The sequence below is a fragment of the Clostridium massiliamazoniense genome, assembly GCF_001403635.1.
In the GTDB taxonomy this organism is placed as follows: domain Bacteria; phylum Bacillota; class Clostridia; order Clostridiales; family Clostridiaceae; genus Sarcina; species Sarcina massiliamazoniense.
The window spans coordinates 903,203-921,736 of record NZ_LN879468.1; the positions used below are offsets into that span (position 1 = coordinate 903,203).

17 protein-coding genes, 1 pseudogene and 1 other annotated feature are annotated in these 18,534 nt (G+C 28.4%); all 18 genes and pseudogenes read right to left on the bottom strand.

Going from position 1 to position 18,534, the window contains the following annotated elements:
• Positions 1-34 precede the first annotated feature (34 nt).
• Positions 35-484, bottom strand: a complete 450-nt coding sequence (locus ARA19_RS11155) for a Fur family transcriptional regulator (protein WP_055071045.1) — start codon at positions 482-484, stop codon at positions 35-37.
• A 21-nt stretch (positions 485-505) separates the two neighbouring features.
• On the bottom strand, positions 506-757 hold the full coding sequence (locus tag ARA19_RS11160) for a DUF1292 domain-containing protein (RefSeq protein ID WP_055071046.1): 252 nt from the start codon (positions 755-757) through the stop codon (positions 506-508).
• A 25-nt stretch (positions 758-782) separates the two neighbouring features.
• Positions 783-1,196 (bottom strand): Holliday junction resolvase RuvX, encoded by a 414-nt coding sequence (ruvX, locus tag ARA19_RS11165; RefSeq protein WP_055071047.1) that lies wholly within the window; start codon positions 1,194-1,196, stop codon positions 783-785.
• 44 nt (positions 1,197-1,240) lie between these two features.
• A complete protein-coding gene (locus ARA19_RS11170; protein WP_055071048.1) occupies positions 1,241-1,498 on the bottom strand; it encodes an IreB family regulatory phosphoprotein in 258 nt (85 codons plus the stop codon).
• 150 nt (positions 1,499-1,648) lie between these two features.
• Positions 1,649-4,285 (bottom strand): alanine--tRNA ligase, encoded by a 2,637-nt coding sequence (alaS, locus tag ARA19_RS11175; RefSeq protein WP_055071049.1) that lies wholly within the window; start codon positions 4,283-4,285, stop codon positions 1,649-1,651.
• Between the two features lie 244 nt (positions 4,286-4,529).
• Positions 4,530-4,703: a binding site (T-box leader), on the bottom strand.
• Positions 4,704-4,751: 48 nt separating this feature from the next.
• On the bottom strand, positions 4,752-5,783 hold the full coding sequence (locus ARA19_RS11180; protein WP_055071050.1) for an AI-2E family transporter: 1,032 nt from the start codon (positions 5,781-5,783) through the stop codon (positions 4,752-4,754).
• A complete protein-coding gene (locus ARA19_RS11185) occupies positions 5,776-6,261 on the bottom strand; it encodes a PRC-barrel domain-containing protein (RefSeq protein ID WP_055071051.1) in 486 nt (161 codons plus the stop codon). The genes ARA19_RS11180 and ARA19_RS11185 overlap by 8 nt, the downstream gene beginning before the upstream one ends.
• A 158-nt stretch (positions 6,262-6,419) precedes the next feature.
• On the bottom strand, positions 6,420-7,499 hold the full coding sequence (gene mnmA / locus ARA19_RS11190) for a tRNA 2-thiouridine(34) synthase MnmA (protein WP_084764470.1): 1,080 nt from the start codon (positions 7,497-7,499) through the stop codon (positions 6,420-6,422).
• Positions 7,500-7,520: 21 nt separating this feature from the next.
• Positions 7,521-7,955, bottom strand: coding sequence for a Fe-S cluster assembly scaffold protein NifU (gene nifU / locus ARA19_RS11195; RefSeq protein ID WP_055071052.1), 435 nt, complete (start codon positions 7,953-7,955; stop codon positions 7,521-7,523).
• A gap of 2 nt (positions 7,956-7,957) precedes the next feature.
• A complete protein-coding gene (gene nifS / locus ARA19_RS11200; protein WP_055071053.1) occupies positions 7,958-9,148 on the bottom strand; it encodes a cysteine desulfurase NifS in 1,191 nt (396 codons plus the stop codon).
• Positions 9,149-9,181: 33 nt separating this feature from the next.
• Complete coding sequence (locus tag ARA19_RS11205) at positions 9,182-9,637, bottom strand: RrF2 family transcriptional regulator (RefSeq protein ID WP_055071054.1); 456 nt, start codon at positions 9,635-9,637, stop codon at positions 9,182-9,184.
• 90 nt (positions 9,638-9,727) lie between these two features.
• A pseudogene (locus ARA19_RS17200) lies at positions 9,728-10,974 on the bottom strand (replication-associated recombination protein A).
• A 147-nt stretch (positions 10,975-11,121) separates the two neighbouring features.
• Complete coding sequence (locus tag ARA19_RS11220; RefSeq protein ID WP_055071057.1) at positions 11,122-12,423, bottom strand: pyrimidine-nucleoside phosphorylase; 1,302 nt, start codon at positions 12,421-12,423, stop codon at positions 11,122-11,124.
• Positions 12,424-12,663: 240 nt separating this feature from the next.
• A complete protein-coding gene (locus tag ARA19_RS11225) occupies positions 12,664-13,536 on the bottom strand; it encodes a site-specific tyrosine recombinase (protein ID WP_055071058.1) in 873 nt (290 codons plus the stop codon).
• Positions 13,537-13,588: 52 nt separating this feature from the next.
• Entirely contained in the window at positions 13,589-14,206 is a 618-nt protein-coding gene (spoIIM, locus tag ARA19_RS11230; RefSeq protein WP_055071059.1) for a stage II sporulation protein M, read from the bottom strand.
• Between the two features lie 173 nt (positions 14,207-14,379).
• Positions 14,380-16,218 carry an SH3 domain-containing protein gene (locus tag ARA19_RS11235; RefSeq protein ID WP_055071060.1) on the bottom strand — a complete coding sequence of 613 codons (1,839 nt, stop codon included), beginning with the start codon at positions 16,216-16,218 and terminating at the stop codon, positions 14,380-14,382.
• 310 nt (positions 16,219-16,528) lie between these two features.
• Positions 16,529-17,962, bottom strand: coding sequence for an SH3 domain-containing protein (locus ARA19_RS11240; protein ID WP_055071061.1), 1,434 nt, complete (start codon positions 17,960-17,962; stop codon positions 16,529-16,531).
• Positions 17,963-18,239: 277 nt separating this feature from the next.
• The gene (locus tag ARA19_RS11245) at positions 18,240-18,470 is read right to left on the bottom strand and encodes a hypothetical protein (protein WP_055071062.1); all 231 of its coding nucleotides are present in this window, start codon (positions 18,468-18,470) and stop codon (positions 18,240-18,242) included.
• Positions 18,471-18,534 lie beyond the last annotated feature (64 nt).

Sequence of the window (18,534 nt, forward strand, 5' to 3'; positions counted from 1 at the left end):
TATTTATATATAACAAAGAACCTTTTATAGTCCTCTATTTTCTACATTCTTTACAAGTTCCAAAAAACTTAACTGCATGGTCTTGTATTATGAAACCATATTTTGATTCTATTTGACTTTCTAAATCTTCAAGTAAGTCATCTTCAACCTCATAAACTTTACCACAATTACTACACACTAAGTGATGATGTCTATGTTGATCTGAATCATTTGCCATTTCATATCTGCTACAGCCATCATTAAAATCAAGTTTATATATAACACCCATCTCTTCTAATAAAAGAATTGTTCTATATATAGTTGCTAGCCCTATTTCTGGACATTGCTTCTTTACTTCATCATATATTTCTTCGGCTGTTAAATGCTTACCATTATTATTAAGTATATTATCAACTATTGCTCTTCTTTGAGGTGTAAGTTTATAACCTTTACTTTTAAATTGCTCTTTTAAAGCTTCATAATCTTTAGAAGTTAATTGAGTCATATCTATCCCCTCTTTTCCTTATTATTCCTCTGACATTATAGTGCTATAAGCTTCCTCAATCATTTCTATTTCAAAATCATTATCTACTGGCACTAATCCTTCATTTCCTTCTTCATCTTCAACAACTTTCATTGCTACCACAACTTCATCATCATCTGAAGGTGATAATATAAAGTACTCATTTTCTTCAATATCTAATTTAGTTACTACTCTAAATTCTACTTCATTTCCTTCTTCGTCCATTAATACAATTGTTTCTAAATCATTTTGCATAAAAAATCTCTCCTTAGTTTTAAATTTATTTTGAAATTCTATCTAAATATCCTTGTAATATATATGTAGCAGCAATTTTATCTACTATTTTCTTTCTCTTTGCTCTTGAAAGGTCTGCTTCTAGCATAGCTTTATGAGCCGCTACTGTTGTTAACCTTTCATCCCAAAACTCTATTTTAGGGTCAAAACTTTCTTTTAATTTTTCACAAAATTCCTTAACCATTTCTCCTGAAGGACCTATAGTACCATTCATATTTTTAGGCATTCCTGCAACTATAGTTTCTACTTCATATTGATCATATATTTTTTTAACTTCTTCTACATCTGCAGTAAAGTTTTTTCTTTTTATAGTTGTAATTCCTTGTGCTGTCCAACCTAATGGATCACTTATAGCAACACCTATAGTCTTACTACCTATATCCAAACCTAAAATTCTCATCTATTACTCCTTATAATTAAAGAGCACCCATAAAGGGCACTCTTTTATTTTATCTCTAAATAAGCCTTCATAACTTCTTCTAGAATTTCATCTCTCTCTAGTTTTCTTACTAAAGCTCTTGCCCCGTTATAATTAGTAATGTAAGTAGGGTCTCCTGATATTAAGTATCCAACTAATTGATTAACTGGGTTATAACCTTTTTCCTCTAAGGCTTTATATACATCCGTTAAAATTACTTTTGTTAAATCCTTTTTATCATTGTTAAAGTTGAATTGCATAGTATTTTCTAAATTATTATTCATAGTTTCGCTACTATCTTTATAGTAACTTCACCCCCTTACAATAATGTAATACTAAAGTGTATTTTTAGTATTCACTTTTAAAATTTATTTTATTCATATACTAAAATATTACTTATCATTTATTATAAACTATAATTTAAGAAATGTACACTATTTTACTAGGTTTTCTAAAACTTTACCTGCTTTTTCTAATGCATTATCTATTTCTGATGGATTTTTTCCTCCTGCTTGAGCCATGTCAGGTCTTCCACCACCGCCACCTCCAACAACAGCAGCAACCTCTTTAATTAATTTCCCACAATGTACACCTTTTTCTACAGCATTCTTAGTTGACATAACAACTAAATTAACTTTTCCATCAATTTCACTTGCTAGAACTACAACTCCAATATCTAATTTATTTCTTATTTTATCACCTAAATCTCTTAGTGAATTTCCATCAATATCTTTAAGTGATGCTCTAACTAGTTTTACTCCGTTAATTTCTACTAAATTATTCATTATGTCATCTTCAGCACCTTGAACTAATTTAGATTTTAATTCTGCAATTTCTTTTTCTTTATCTTTTAATTCATGGCCTAAAGCTTCAATTCTTGTTACTAAATCTTTTTCACTACACTTTAATACTTTTGTAGCATCTTTTAATATTTTATTTTTGTTATCTATAAATTCTAAAGCAGCCATTCCTGTAACAGCTTCTATTCTTCTAATTCCAGCTGCAACACCTGTTTCTGAAACTATTTTAAATATACCAATTTCTCCAGTGTTTCTTACATGTGTTCCTCCACAAAGTTCTTTAGAAAACTCACCAACAGAAACTACTCTAACTTTAGCTGCATATTTTTCATCAAATAAGCATATTGCTCCACTATTTTTAGCTTCATCTAAGCTCATTTCTTTAGTATCTACATCTAGAGTATCCATTATCTTTTTATTTACTATTTTTTCAACTTTATTTAAGTCTTCTTCTGATATAGCACTCATATTAGTAAAGTCAAATCTTAATCTTTCAGCATCTACATAAGAACCTGATTGATTTACATGTTCTCCTAAAACTTCTCTTAAAGCTTCATGAAGCATATGAGTCGCTGTATGGTTTTTAGAAATAGCACTTCTTCTTAATCCATTTACAGTTAATTCAGCTTCTTCATTAACTTTTATAGTTCCTTCTGTAACTTTAATATAGTGAACAAATTTTCCACCAACATTTTTCTTACAATCTAAAACCTTAGCAACACCAGTTTTAGTTGAAACTATACCGTTATCACCTATTTGTCCTCCCATTTCTGCATAGAAAGGAGTATTTTCAACAACTAAGAAACCTTCTTCACCTTCTGATAACTCTTCTTTGAAATCTTCTTCATTACCTAAAACTAATATCTTAGAAGTTAATTCTCTAGTTTCATATCCACCGAAAGTAGTTTCTATACTAGCATCTATTCTATTAACAGGTCCATCACTACCCATGTAGCTGCTTTCTCCTCTTGCACTTCTAGCTCTTTCTCTTTGAGCTTCCATTTCTCTGTTAAATCCATCTTTATCTATTGATAAACCTTTTTCTTCAACTATTTCCTCTGTTAATTCTAATGGGAATCCGTAAGTGTCATATAATTTGAAAGCTTTTTCTCCTGAAAGTTCTTTTTCTTTATTAGCTTCCATTTCTTCTATATAAGCTTTAAGTATTTCCATTCCTGAATCTATAGTTTGGTTAAATCTTTCTTCTTCTAAGCTTATAACACTCTTTATCATTTCCTTATTAGCTTTTAGTTCTTCATAAGCTTCTCCATAATTATCAACTATAACATCAACAATCTCACTTAAGAATAAACCTTTAACTCCTAAAGTTCTTCCGTGTCTTGCAGCTCTTCTTAATAATCTTCTTAGAACATATCCTCTACCTTCATTACTTGGTCTAACACCATCTGAAATAAGCATAGTTACGCTCTTTATATGGTCTGTTATTATTCTTAAAGAAACATCCTTTGCAGAATCTTCTCCATATTTTGAATTAGTTAACTCACAAACTTTAGATAAAATATGTTGAACAACATCTATTTCAAATATATTATCAACACCTTGCATTATAGTTGCTATTCTTTCAAGTCCCATACCTGTATCTATATTCTTTTGTTTTAATTCATTGTAATTACCATCTTCATCTTTTTCAAATTGAGTAAATACAAGGTTCCAGAATTCTACTATTCTATCATTATCAGCTTCTCTTAAGAATTCTTCTGTTGTTTCTACTTTTCCTTCACCTCTATCAAAGTGAATTTCTGTACATGGTCCACATGGTCCAACACCAATTTCCCAGAAGTTATCTTCTTTACCTAATCTAAATATTCTTGATGGGTCTACATCTGTTTTCGTAGTCCATATTTCATAAGCTTCATCATCATCTTGATATATAGTTACATATAATTTATCCTTTGGAATTTCTAATCTTTCTGTTATGAATTCCCAAGCCCATGGAATTATTTCATTTTTGAAGTAATCTCCAAAAGAGAAGTTTCCAAGCATTTCAAAGAATGTACCGTGTCTAGATGTTTTTCCTACGTTTTCGATATCACCTGTTCTTATACATTTTTGACATGTAGTTATTCTAGTTTTTGGTGGAACTTCTAGACCTGTAAAATATGGTTTTAAAGGTGCCATTCCTGCATTTATAAGTAATAAACTATTATCATTTTTTGGTACTAATGAGAATGATTTTAATCTTAAATGATCTTTTTCCTCAAAGAAGCTTAAATACTTTTCTCTTAGTTCATTTGTTCCTATAGATTTCATTTTAATATCCCTCCATGAATTAATCTGATAACTAGTGTCTTATAATACTCCAGCCTTTTATAAGCTAGAGACAAATAAACACACGTCCCTAGATAACTTCCACTAAAATTCAGATAGAGTTTTGGCTCTAATTGAATTAAGCCTTAGTTTATCTCGCAGCCAACAATATTATCTTCTTTTGTAAATTTAAATATTGCTAAGCCTTTTAAAGTAATTTTAATATAAAAAAAGCCCCCAATCCCTAGTAAGGGACGAAAGCTGTTATTCCGCGGTACCACCCTAATTATGTATAAAAAATACATCACTTAATGTTATATAGCTCCAAGACAGCTTCAATAAATTTTCTAAGAAGTTTTCACCAGCCACTCCCTCTCTGAATAGAAAGATTTTATTTACTAATTCTTATCATAGCTTAAATATTAAATTATACAAAAATTATAAAAAATATTTTAATTGCTGTCAACCATTAGAAACAATAATAGTCTAAATCATCATATAAAACCTTAATAATTATTGCTATAGGTATTATTAATATCATTCCTAATATACCACCTATTTTTTCTCCTATAAGAAGTAATATTATAATAGTAAGAGGATGCATGCTTATACTATTAGCTGTAATTTTAGGTGCTAATATATTCCCTTCTATTTGTTGTATTATTATAAAAACTATAAATACAGAAATAACTTTAGAAGGTCCATCTATTAAAGCAACTAAAATAGCTGGTATCATTCCTAACACTGGTCCAAAGTAAGGAATAATATTAAGAATTCCATTTATTAAGGATAATACTAAAGCAAATCTAACATCTATTACAAACAACCCTAGAAAACTTAAAGCTGCTATTACTAAGCATAACACTCCCTGCCCTAAAACATATTTTCCTAATATTCTATCTATATCCTTTGCTATAGATCTTATAATATCTCTCTTATGACTAGGAATTAGATTTTCTAATTTATTGTTTATTAATGAGCTTTCAACTAAAAAATAATAACTTACAATAGGTACTACTGCTAAAGCAATTATATTTTCAATTAAAGCCAATGAACCATAAAAAACTTTTATTGATAAATTCTTTATCATTAAATTTATTTTTTCTCCAAATTGAGCATTTATTATTTCATAAAAGGTCTCTTTTCTCAAATTAAATTTATCAAGAATACTTTGAAGTGCTAATTCAAAAGCATCTAATAAATCTTGTAAATTTAAACTTTCACTTAATATTCTAGGTATTAATAAAGAGAAAATAGCTACAAAAAATAATATAACAATTAAAATTATGGATATAGCTACTAATCTTTTATTTAGTTGTGTTTTATTTAATATACAACAGTATAAAGGTCTTAAAGCATAAGCTATTATAAAGGAACATAAAATTACTAATAATACTTCTTTTATAAATTCTATTTTGTATATTAGAAAGAATATTCCTATAAAAGATATAATAAAAAAAATATATTTGGCTATTTTGTATAAATCTAATTTTTTAAGCATCTTTTTCTCTCCATATACTATGAGGTAAAGATTTTAATTCTACTTCATCTTTTCCTAAGTAAAGAATATTTCGTTTACCAAGAACGCTATTTTGAAGAAGAAATATATCTTTTCCTTTTATGAATTTATAAAAAAATCCTTTTGACCCAATCATAGCTAAAATTTTAAAATTCTTATCAACTATTAAATCTTCTATATTTCCTATAGTTTTTCCCATAGTATTTATAATATTAAAGCCTTTTATATCACTGAACTTTAACCCCTCATAAACTGATATTTTATCTACAACAATTGTATCACCAAATATTATTATATCTTCTATAGAGAAAAAATTTTTTTTAGATAAAAACTTTTTAGGCATTATAAATCCTAAAACATTTTTCTCATAATAATCTATAGCTATATCTTCTACTTCACCTATTTTTCTTCCTGACTTATCAAAAACCTCTAGAGCTTTTAAATTTTTAAGCCTATACAAAGCTTTCACCCCTTCCAATTTAAGCTTAGTATTTGCTATTCTTTGTAAATTAATTCAGTATTTATTTAATTTATAAAAAAAATTAGAGATAATTTAAAATTACCTCTAATTAAAATAATTAAAATAATTAAAATATTTTTATTAATTTAAATTATAAATTAAGCTAGGTTTTCTATTATTCCTCCACCTAAAACATAATTTCCATTATAAAATACAACTGATTGTCCTTTAGTTATAGCTCTTTGCTTTTCTTTGAAAGATACCTTTACTCTACCATCTTCTAAAAGTGTTGCCACTGCTGGTTGTGGTTTTGCTGAATATCTTATTTTAGCTTCAAGCTCTACTGGTCCTTTTGTTAAATCTAAATCTATATAATTTAAATCCTTACATATTAAATCAGTTTTAAATATGTCTTCTTCTGGCCCAACAACAACTTCATTTCTTATAGGATCAATAGAAGTTACAAATACAGGTCTTCCTAATGCAAGGCCTAAACCTTTTCTTTGTCCTATAGTATAGTAAACAATACCTTTATGTTTACCTAATATATGTCCTTCTTTATCTACAAAGTTCCCCTCTTTAACTTTTCCTGGGGCTGCTTCTGTAATATATCTACCATGATTATTATCTGTTACAAAGCAAATTTCCTCACTGTCTTTTTTATTATGTACAGCAAGACCAATTTCCTTAGCTATTTCTCTAATTCTATCCTTAGTATATTCACCACAAGGCATTAGAGTATGTGCAAGTTGTTCTTGAGTCATATTATATAAGGCATAAGTTTGGTCTTTCTTATCATCATCTGATTTTACTAGAACATACTTATCTCCCTTTTTTTCTATTTTAGCATAATGTCCTGTAGCCACATATTCTGCACCAATACCCTTAGCTTTCATAAGTAACTCATCAAACTTTAAGTATTTATTACATGCTATACATGGATTAGGAGTATTCCCTGCTAAATATTCCTCTACAAAATAGTCTATTACATTTCTTTTGAAACTATCTCTGAAATTTAAAACATAAAAAGGTATACCAATCTTATCAGCAACCCTTCTTGCATCATCAACAGCTGAAAGTGAACAACATCCACCTTCTCTTTCTTCATATTCTTTATCACTTTGCCAAATTTGCATAGTGACACCTATAACGTCATATCCTTGTTCCTTTAAAAGATAAGCAGCGACGGAGCTATCTACTCCGCCACTCATACCTATAACAACTTTTTTCTTATTCACTTAATAAATCACCCTTTTAAATTAGTTTCCGTGTACTTCTTCATGGATAGTGTGTGAATGTTCATCTAAGTCTCTTGGCTCTAAACCTTTTTTAACTCTGTAATCATTGATTGCTTTATGTATAGCTTCTTCTGCTAATACTGAACAGTGCATTTTAACTGGTGGAAGTCCATCTAAAGCTTCTGCAACAGCCTTATTTGTTAATTCCCAAGCTTCATCTACTGATTTACCTTTGATTAATTCAGTTGCCATACTTGAAGATGCTATAGCTGATCCACATCCATAAGTTTCAAATTTAACGTCTCTTATTATTTCATTATCATCAATATCAAGATATATTCTCATTATATCTCCACATTTAGCATTTCCAACTTCACCAATTCCTGATGCGTTTTCAATTTCTCCTACGTTTCTTGGGTTTTTGAAATGGTCCATAACTTTTTCACTGTATATCATAATTACTTATCTCCTTTTTCTTTTAAATGATTTTTCCATAATGGTGACATGCTTCTTAATCTTGCTATGATTGGTTCTAATGCATCGATTACGAAATCTACATCTTCTTCTGTAGTTGCATCACCTAAGCTTAATCTTAAAGATCCGTGTGCTATTTCATGAGGTCTTCCGATTGCTAAAAGTACGTGTGATGGATCTAGAGAACCTGATGTACAAGCACTTCCACTTGAAGCACAAATGCCTTCAAAATCTAATGAAAGTAATATTCCTTCACCTTCTATAAATTCAAAACATACATTTACGTTACCAGGTAGTCTTTTATCTCCTTCTGGTCCATTAAGTAATGTATATGGTATTCTTTCAGTTAAACCTTTTATAAGCTTATCTCTTAAAGCTGAAATTCTCTTTGAATTTTCTTCTAAGTTTTCTGTTGCTAATTCTATAGCTTTTCCAAGACCTACTATAGCTGGTGTATTTTCTGTTCCTGCTCTTCTAGCTCTTTCTTGAGCTCCTCCATGAATAAGGTTATCTATTCTTATACCTTTTCTTACATATAAAGCACCTACACCTTTTGGTCCATAGAATTTATGACCAGATAATGATAATAAGTCAATGTTCATATCTTTAACATCTACTTTTACATTACCTACAGCTTGAACTGCATCTGTATGGAATATTATTTTCTTTTCTCTACAGATTTCTCCAATTTCTTTTATAGGTTGAATTGTTCCTATTTCATTATTTGCAAACATTATTGAAACTAATATAGTAGTATCTTTTATAGCGTTTTTAAGGTCTTCTAATCTTACAAAACCTTTATCATCAACATCTAAATAAGTTACTTCAAACCCATTCTTCTCTAAATATTCACAAGTATGTAACACTGCATGGTGTTCTATTTTGGATGTTATTATATGATTACCTTTTTTCTTGTTAGCATTAGCTACACCTTTTATAGCCCAGTTATCACTTTCAGATCCACCATTAGTAAAGTAAACCTCGCTGCTATGACAATTTAAAGCTTTAGCAACTCTATCTCTTGCTGTTGCTATTGCAGCTTGATTTCCTCTTGAAATTTCATAAAATGATGATGGATTACCGAACTTTTCTGTAAAGTAAGGTAGCATTTCTTCTAAAACCTCTGGCTTTACATAAGTAGTTGCTGCATGGTCCATATATATTGTTTTTTGCATTGAACTCACTCCTAATTTTTATGTTTATTAAAACTATATTTGCTTAATTTGCAATTTTTCATTTTCTATTCTTTCATTTTCTATTCTCTCAGCGTCATCTATTATATCTTGTAGAGTCACTGATTCCATTACTTCATCTATGCTATTTTTGATTTTTTCCCATAATAGCTTAGTTGCACAGCAATCTATTCTATCACAAGTTACACCTTCTAAGCATTCAGCTATCTCTATTGGCCCTTCTAGTACTTCCATAATATCAGCTACTGTTATTTCTTCAGGGGCTCTATTTAGAACATAACCACCTTGCGCTCCTCTTATACTTCTTATAAGTTTCGCTTTTCTTAAAGAACTAAATAACTGCTCTAAATAATAATCAGAAATATTTTGCCTTTGAGATATAGCTTTTATTGACACAGGTTTTTCACCATAATTTATGGCTAAATCAACCATTGCCTTTACTCCATATTTACCTTTTGTTGATAGTTTCATTTCTTCACCCCCGACAATGCCGACTAAAATACTAAACTTTACATTACTATATTATCAAATCAGAGTATTATTGTCAACTATATAATACATTTATTTTTTTAATATGTTATCCCAATAGTTCTTTAAACTACTTTCATACTTATTATTTTGTGGTTTATAGTATACTTTATTCTTAATGTTACTAGGTAAATATTCCTGTTTAACATAATTATTTTCAAAATTATGAGGATATTTATATCCTTCCACACCTAATTTCTTAGCTCCTTCATAATGACAATCCTTTAAATGCATAGGTACATCTCCTACATCTAATCTATCTAAATCTGAAAGGGCTTCCTCTATTGCCAATACAGCACTATTTGATTTAGGTAGTGTTGCCAAATATATAACTAAATCTGAAAGAATTATACGTCCTTCAGGCAATCCTACCTTTAAGACTAAGTCTATGGCATTATTGGTTATAGTTAATGCATTAGGGTGAGCAAGACCTATATCTTCTGCTGCTATTATAGCAAGTCTTCTTATTATACTATCTAAATTCCCACCTTTTATAAGTCTAGCTAAATAATGAACTGATGCATTGGGATCACTACCTCTTATACTTTTTTGAAAAGCACTTAATAAATTATAATAATCATCACCAGATGAATCACTTTTTAAATTACTTTGATTTAGCTTTTCTACAAGTTCTGTAGTATTAAATTTCCTTTATTTAAAATAGTTTTTACAGCTAATTCTAATATAGTGTAAGCTTTTCTTATATCACCTTGTGATATATAAGATATATATTCAATAGCATCATCATTTGCAGATATATTATACCCATCATTTTGTAGCTTATCTACAGCTTTTTTCAGCCCTTTTACTATATGTTCTTTTTCTAGAGGCTTAAAAACAAATATATTACATCTACTTAATATAGCCTTATGTATATAAAAATATGGATTTTCTGTTGTACTAGCTATTAAAGTTATTCGTCCATCTTCTATAAACTCCAAAAGAGATTGTTGCTGCTTTTTGTTAAAATGTTGTATTTCATCTACATAAAGAAGCACTCCATTATAATTTAAAAGATTATCTAAATCATTAACTATATCATGTATATCTTTTACAGAAGCTGTGGTTGCATTTATTTTATAGAACCTTTTATCTGTATAATTTGATATAATATTTGCTAGTGTTGTTTTTCCTGTTCCTGGTGGTCCATAAAAAATAGAATTCATAATCATCTTATTTTCTAAAAGATTTTTTATTGGTGTATTCTCTCCAATTATATGTTCCTGTCCTACCATATCTTCAATTACAGAAGGTCTCATTATTTCTGCAAGAGGTTTTATATCTATCACCACTCTTTCAAAGTATATCAGAATACTTATATTTTACTACTCATTTAATTTAATGCCTAGTGCTTTCCTATGATTTAAATAAAAAAAATAGATAACTATTAAAAATAATTATCTATTTTTTGAAAAAATTCAAAAATATTATCTTATTATATCATAAATTAATGGAATTTCATCAAAGCTTTGAGAAATCTCATAATTTTTTATTATCTTTTCTACTGCTTTTTCACCTAAAGCCATATCATTAGCATGAACATAAGCTAATATATCACCAGCTTCTACTTTGTCTCCTCTTTTCTTACCTAACACTATTCCAACAGCTAAGTCTATTATACTTTCCTTAGTAGCTCTTCCAGCTCCAAGTTCCATAGCAATTAATCCCATATTTTCTGAATGTATTTTACTTATAAAGCCTGATTCCTTAGCTCTTACTTCTAATACATATTTTGCTTTAGGGAATTTACTTGTATCATCTATAACTGATATATCCCCACCTTGTGCAGCAACAAATTCCTTTAATTTTGCAAGAGCTGTTCCTTTATTTACTGTTTCCATAAGCATAGCTTTAGCTTCTTCTGTATCTTTAGCCTTTCCAGCTAAAACAACCATATTAGAACCTAATTCTAAAGCTAATTCTAATAAATCCTTTGGTCCATTTCCTTTTAAAGTTTCAATAGCCTCTTCTACTTCTAGAGCATTTCCTATTGCAAAACCTAAAGGTTGATCCATATCTGATATTACAGCCACTGTTTTTCTTCCAACATGTGTTCCTATTGAAACCATTTCCTTAGCTAAAAGCTTAGCATCTTCTGGAGTTTTCATAAATGCTCCATCTCCAACTTTAACATCTAAAACTATAGCATCTGCTCCTGCAGCTATTTTCTTACTCATTATACTTGATGCTATTAAAGATACATTATCAACAGTTGCTGTAACATCTCTTAAAGCATAAAGTTTTTTATCAGCAGGTGCTAAATCTCCTGTTTGTCCACCTACTGCTAATTTTATAGTATTAACATTTTCTATAAACTTTTCTTTAGGCATTTCCACTGAGAAACCTTTAAAACTTTCTAATTTATCTATAGTTCCTCCTGTATGACCAAGTCCTCTTCCTGACATTTTTGCTACAGGTATACCAAGTGCTGCAACCATAGGTCCTAAAACAAGAGTTGTTGTATCTCCAACACCACCTGTTGAATGTTTATCCACTTTAATACCTTCAATTTCTTTTAAATCTAAAACATCTCCTGAATTAACCATAGCCATAGTTAAATCAGCAGTTTCTCTACTATTCATTTTATTAAAAAATAATGCCATCAATAAAGCTGATACTTGATAATCTGGTATATTTCCATTTGAATAATTCTCTATAAAATAATTTATTTCTTCTGTACTTAATTCCTCACCATGTCTTTTCTTTAATATTAGATCATACATTCTCATAGTTCTGCCTCCAATTTCTGATAACCTTTACAAAATAATTCTATCAAAAAATAATGTTGTTTTCAACTTTCCCTCCCTTTATTAACAATTATTTATCAATAATTCACTTTTTGTTCATCTATTTTTTATATTTTAAAGCTTTTCTTATATTTAATATAAATAAAAAATAAAGAACTGTATCGAAATTAAATAACTAAAAGTTTATCTAAATTTTGATGCAATTCTTTACTTTTTTGCTATCTATGCTCTTGGATGTGCTTTTTTATAAATACTATTTATTTTTTCATTATTAATTATTTCATAGTACATATCTATATAAGTCATAACTTGATTACCTAATAACTCTTGAACAACTTTAGCATTAGCCCCATTTTGTAATAAATGCACTGCAAAAGAATGTCTAAAAGTATTTAGATTAATGTCTTTATTAATATTAGCAATAACTGAATATTCTTTAACAATTCTCCAAACACCCTGTCTTGTTATAGGATCTCCACTCATATTTAAAAATAGCTTATTACTAATTTTTACATTTTCCTCTCTAAGAGAAATATACTTTCTTAAAGATTCTCTAGCTTCTTTTCCAATAGGAATTAATCTTTCATAGCCTTTATTATCTTTGCATATAACATAAGATGAATCTAAATTAACATCATCTATATCTAAAGATATTACTTCTGATACTTTCATACCAGTTGCATACATTAATTCTAATAATGCTTTATCTCTAACACCCTTTTCTGTTGATATATTAGTGCTGTTCATTATTTTATTTACTTCTTCAACACTTAATACAACAGGTTTCTTTTTTTCCACTCTCTTTCTTTTTATTGTTGTTTCTGGAACCCTTTTTAAATTTCCCTCTGCCACTAAAAAGTTATAAAAGTTTCTTAAAGATATTATGGTTCTCTGAATAGATGATGGTGATTTTTTCTTGTCACTTAAGTTTTGTATATAAGACATAAGTGGCTTCCCTTCTTCACTTATTTCCATATTATTATCATCAAGAAAATCTAAATACATAGAAACATCAGTAATATAGGCACTAACAGTATTCTTTCTTTTTCCTATGGATTGTAAATATACCTCGTATTTTTTCACCAAATCTCTCATACTAACTCCTAATTAAAATGTTATTACATAATTATTTATATTACAGAAATTGTTATTTAATCACTAATTTTAATAAATTTGGTGAAATATATGTTTCAATTATTATACCGATGGGAATTATTAAAAATAATATCCCTTGAATCATTATATATTCCCCTTTACTTCCATAGTTAACATTTGGATCCTTTCCTAAAGACTTAAATTTAACTAAGGAATTTTTCATTGCAACAATACTTATTAATATAATAATAGGAACTAAAATTAAATTTTGTATTATAATTGTGCTAAATATAATCCCTACACCCTTTCCTCCAAGTATAGTTACTATAGTTGAAAGAGAAAATCCTAAAACATAACCCTTAACTAAATTTATTAATAATATAAAAGGAAATCCTATTAAAGTATAACCTAAAGCAATTATTATAAGAACCATAGGAACTATTGACTTAATACTACTAAATAAAATCTCTTTATAATTTACTTCTTGTCCATTCATAAACTCTAAGAAATTATTAAAATAACTTCCCATCTCTAACTTACTATAATCCCCCATATAATAAACAGTATAAGATCCTAAAACTATTCCTATAAGAAGAAATAATAAAATCCATAAAAATAAAACTCTATTTTCTCTAAGTACATTAGCTATTTTCCCAATTAATTTTTTCACTATTAACCCCTCCCTAAAATAATAATATGATTAACATAATAAATTTATTACTTAGAATTTTTACTATTAAATCTATCTCAATTAAATCTCAATTTATTAAAAGTAAAAGAAGTATGCCAAAGTTTGTTAGACCTCACTTTGACATACTTCTAATTTTATTTTCATTTTTAAATTTAATATTTTATGTAAGTTCCATCAACATATCCTGTATGTTGTCCATATTTCACTTCTAACCATCCATTTCCTAAATTTTTAAGGACAGTTACTTTTTGTCCATTTATAAAACTTCCCATAGCTTCACTATTACTTGTTGGTTTTGTCATTAAATCTAAAGTGTATCCCTTTTTTAAATTTACTACTTCACCTACAACATTTATTTCTTTACTATTCTTTTTAGCAGGCTTATTAAGATTATTTCCATTTATTTGAGGTGTAGTACATAGTTCTACATAAGGTCCCTGAACAAAGCCTGTTGTATTTTCTACAGTAATTTCTGTCCAACCATTACTATAAAGTCTTATTGAACTTATCTTATCTCCATTTGATAATTCTTTTAATATTTTACTCTCTTTAGACGGCTTAGCATATAGAGGTAACTTTTCTCCGCCCTCTAAGTTAACAATTTGAGCATTTACCTTTACTGCTTTACTTTGTACGGCCTTCACCTTTTTATCTGAAATTCCATCATTTTTTGTGAACTTATAAATATCTCCCTCTGGGCCTAAAAAAGCAAATAATTGACCATTTGCTAAAAATGGACACTTACTTAAAGCAACAGAATTAAGGTCAAAAGTACTATTTTGTGGTATAGCTACAATAAATGAAATTTTCTTTCCTAATTTAGCAGAATAATTATATCCTCCCCCAAAGAAACCAGCAGTTGTATAAGTAACTGTATAGTACTTAGGATTTTTTATAGTTACTCCTTTAAAGGAATATAAATTATGAGTGAAAACTAAATCATTCTTATCTAATTCCTCTTTAGATAATTTTTTATTATTAACAAAGTCTTCATCAACTCCTACTTTTACAGTAGGTTTCCAATCCCCAAAATACATAAATAAATTAACACCATTTTTACTACTTCCAATAGAAGGAGCTCCAATATTATAATTAATAGAATTTGAATTATTATTAGACTTTACATTAGAATTATTTGAATGATTATTATTTTCTTTTTCTACATCTTTAGCTTTACTTTGAACTATAACATTCTTTGAATTTTTATTTACTAAGTTATTATTAACTGATGATGTATTAGAATTATTCTTAGTATTATTAGTAATATTACTAGTAGTGCTATTAGATGTTGTACTGCTTTCCTCACTACCACTATTGCTATTATTGTTATTTGTATTAGTAATATTATTGCTATTACTATCTGTTATGCTATTGTTATTTATATTAATTACTGCAACTCCATTAGACCCATTACTTAAAAGAGCATTATTAATAACAGTTGAAACATATTCTTCATATATAAATCCAACTTTATTATTTACACTTATTTTATACCATTGTCCTTGTTTTCCTAATATAGTAAAGTTAGTTCCATTACTTAACCTATCTATTATTTCAGAATTTATAGATGGACTCTTTCTAAGTCTTACATCTGTAGATACATTTATAACTTGCCCTTTCTTTGATAAATCCCTAAAAGTAGCATTAGTACCATTCACTATTCGTTGCATATTAGCTATATTTATATAACCTACTGTACCAGTTTCTTGAACCTTAACTTTACAGTAAGTTCCTTGTTGACCTAGTATAGTTAGCATTTCCCCTACTGATAACTTGCTTATTATACCCTTTCCATTAGATAGTCCATATAAATTAACTTTTGAATTTCCGTTAATAACCACTGCCTCATTGGTTTGTGAACTATTTACATTATTAGACATCAATACATTATTAATTGCATTAATATTTTGACCATTCATAGCTAAGGGAACAGCCACAGAAGAACTAATTGTTGCTCCTGCAATTAATCCAATTAACGCTTTTCTCTTCATATGTTTTCCTCCATTGTTTAATCTTAGTCACTACAAGGAAATTATATAATCATTTCCTATATGAAAATTTACAAATTAGAAACATATTACTTTGTCTATTCTCCTACTTAAAATAATAAACGTAGAGTTAATTCAGGTGGAGTTTTGACTCCATCTCAATGCTTAGTGTTCCTTATCTAGAAGGGTTAGGCTGTTTATCTCCTGCTTATAAACCATAGAAGGAGACACAGATTCCTAAATAACTTCAATTATAAAATTCAGGTAGAGTAAAGCTCTACCTGAATTAACTTTCGATTTATATTAAGTTATCTTAACCGTGAGCATAACCTGTATAAGCATTTACAACCCAGAAAGGCCATTTATTGTTAGGACTCTTATTAAATGGTGTTGTATATACATAATATCCTCCTTGAACTTGAACTATCTTAGTAATAGTTTCACCAGGATAAGATTGAGCTAACATTTCCTTAATATATGTTGTTGCTTGTTCTAAGGAAAATGGTTCTTTTCCTTTATATACGATTGTGCTTAAAGATTCTGCCGCTTTTAATAGTTCATTTGCAGTAATATTTTTGCTAAGTGCTTCTTTACCATTTGCATTTATAAATGCACTTATAAGTTGTGAATCTGAAACTGTTTTAAACCATTGAGGAGCCCACATTGTTCCATCTGCACAATATACTCCAGAACAACCATATTGACCATTTAAAATCCAATATTTCATGACACTCACTAACTGAGAATTTGAAATTGCTTTTCCAGTTCCATTTTTCACAATAATAGTATTTAAACCAAACATACTATTACTATTAGGTTTTATAATTTCTATTTTTCCATTTTCATTTGTTCCATTTGAATTATTAGATTGGGTATTACCTACATGATTAGTATATTGATTTTTTGAGTTTACATTACCTTGTGAATTATTTTTCACTTGACTAGAAGATGCCTGTGAACCATTTAATCCCTTTGTTTTAACTATTATATTCTTTACATTGTTACCTGAATTTGCATTTCTTATAGTGTTATTATTAGCGTTGATTGATGATTGACTATTAATACTAGCAATACTATTTGACGTGTTATTACTATTATTTGATATATTAGTAGATACATACTCTTCGTAAACAAATCCTATTTGTCCATTTACATCTATCCTATACCATTGTCCTTGTTTACCTAATATACTAAACTGCTCTCCATTAGTTAAATACCATATTACATTATTATTAATTGATGGACCTGTTCTCAGTCTCAATCTAGTTGAAACATTAACTACTTGTCCCCTCCCTGACATAGGATTAAATGTTGCATTTGTTCCATTAATTATAGACTTCATATTAGCTATATTTATATATCCCATATCTTTTGTTTCTTGAACCAACACCTTGCAATAATTTCCTTGTGATCTCCCTAATACAGTTAACATTTCTCCAGTGGATAACTTTGATACTAACCCTGTTCCATTGGACAATGCATATAAATTCATAGTTGAATTTCCTTTAACAACAACAGCCTCATTAGTTTTAGAATTTTCATTATTAGTAACATTAGCTATGCTATTTCCCCTTGCTTGTATCACTGAGCTTGATCCATAAACATTACTATTTTCCTTTGATTGATTAACTAATAAAGTTTTATTAATTACCTTGTCATGAGCTAAATTACTTGAAATTGTCGGTGCCATTACCGCTCCACTAACAGTAACACCAGCTATTAAACCTATTAATAACTTATTCTTCATTTATCTCCCTCCTTATAACTTTATAATATATTAATCTTCTTAAAGCTCTTTAACATTTTAGAAACATTTCCATTTCTTATCTGTCACAACTTAGTCACTTATTATTGTCTTTTAACACTCCATTTTTATTTAAAACCTTATCTTAAAATACTTATAAAATTTTAAGAAAATTTTTATCAATATTTATATACATAAATTTCCTAATGTTTATATGTACAAATATTTAAAAGCATATGATTTAGATTACTTATAAATCATATGCCCTATAATTCCGAATTTATTTAAAATTATCAATAGAAAACGTAATTAATATAATCAAAGAAAATGCAAAAATAACTAGAAATAATTCTCCTATTAAATCTATAATAAGCCCAATGTACTCTAATACAATATTATGAAAAGAATATGAAATTTTAAAAAGTATAAAAGAAACAATGAATACTATAAAAGAAGAAAGCACCACCATAGCTATCTTCTTTATACTAGGATTATTAGCTACATTATCCATAAAAAAATCCTCCTTTGTTAAATAAACGTAGACTTAATTCAGGTGGAGTTTTAACTCCATCTGA

Excerpts from the sequence above, each read along its gene's own strand:
- ARA19_RS11155 (WP_055071045.1), bottom strand. The coding sequence starts at position 484 with ATGACTCAATTAACTTCTAAAGATTATGAAGCTTTAAAAGAGCAATTT.
- ARA19_RS11160 (WP_055071046.1), bottom strand. The coding sequence starts at position 757 with ATGCAAAATGATTTAGAAACAATTGTATTAATGGACGAAGAAGGAAAT.
- ruvX (WP_055071047.1), bottom strand. The coding sequence starts at position 1,196 with ATGAGAATTTTAGGTTTGGATATAGGTAGTAAGACTATAGGTGTTGCT.
- ARA19_RS11170 (WP_055071048.1), bottom strand. The coding sequence starts at position 1,498 with ATGAATAATAATTTAGAAAATACTATGCAATTCAACTTTAACAATGAT.
- alaS (WP_055071049.1), bottom strand. The coding sequence starts at position 4,285 with ATGAAATCTATAGGAACAAATGAACTAAGAGAAAAGTATTTAAGCTTC.
- ARA19_RS11180 (WP_055071050.1), bottom strand. The coding sequence starts at position 5,783 with ATGCTTAAAAAATTAGATTTATACAAAATAGCCAAATATATTTTTTTT.
- nifU (WP_055071052.1), bottom strand. The coding sequence starts at position 7,955 with ATGATATACAGTGAAAAAGTTATGGACCATTTCAAAAACCCAAGAAAC.
- nifS (WP_055071053.1), bottom strand. The coding sequence starts at position 9,148 with ATGCAAAAAACAATATATATGGACCATGCAGCAACTACTTATGTAAAG.
- ARA19_RS11205 (WP_055071054.1), bottom strand. The coding sequence starts at position 9,637 with ATGAAACTATCAACAAAAGGTAAATATGGAGTAAAGGCAATGGTTGAT.
- ARA19_RS11220 (WP_055071057.1), bottom strand. The coding sequence starts at position 12,423 with ATGAGAATGTATGATCTAATATTAAAGAAAAGACATGGTGAGGAATTA.
- ARA19_RS11225 (WP_055071058.1), bottom strand. The coding sequence starts at position 13,536 with ATGAGAGATTTGGTGAAAAAATACGAGGTATATTTACAATCCATAGGA.
- ARA19_RS11235 (WP_055071060.1), bottom strand. The coding sequence starts at position 16,218 with ATGAAGAGAAAAGCGTTAATTGGATTAATTGCAGGAGCAACAATTAGT.
- ARA19_RS11240 (WP_055071061.1), bottom strand. The coding sequence starts at position 17,962 with ATGAAGAATAAGTTATTAATAGGTTTAATAGCTGGTGTTACTGTTAGT.
- ARA19_RS11245 (WP_055071062.1), bottom strand. The coding sequence starts at position 18,470 with ATGGATAATGTAGCTAATAATCCTAGTATAAAGAAGATAGCTATGGTG.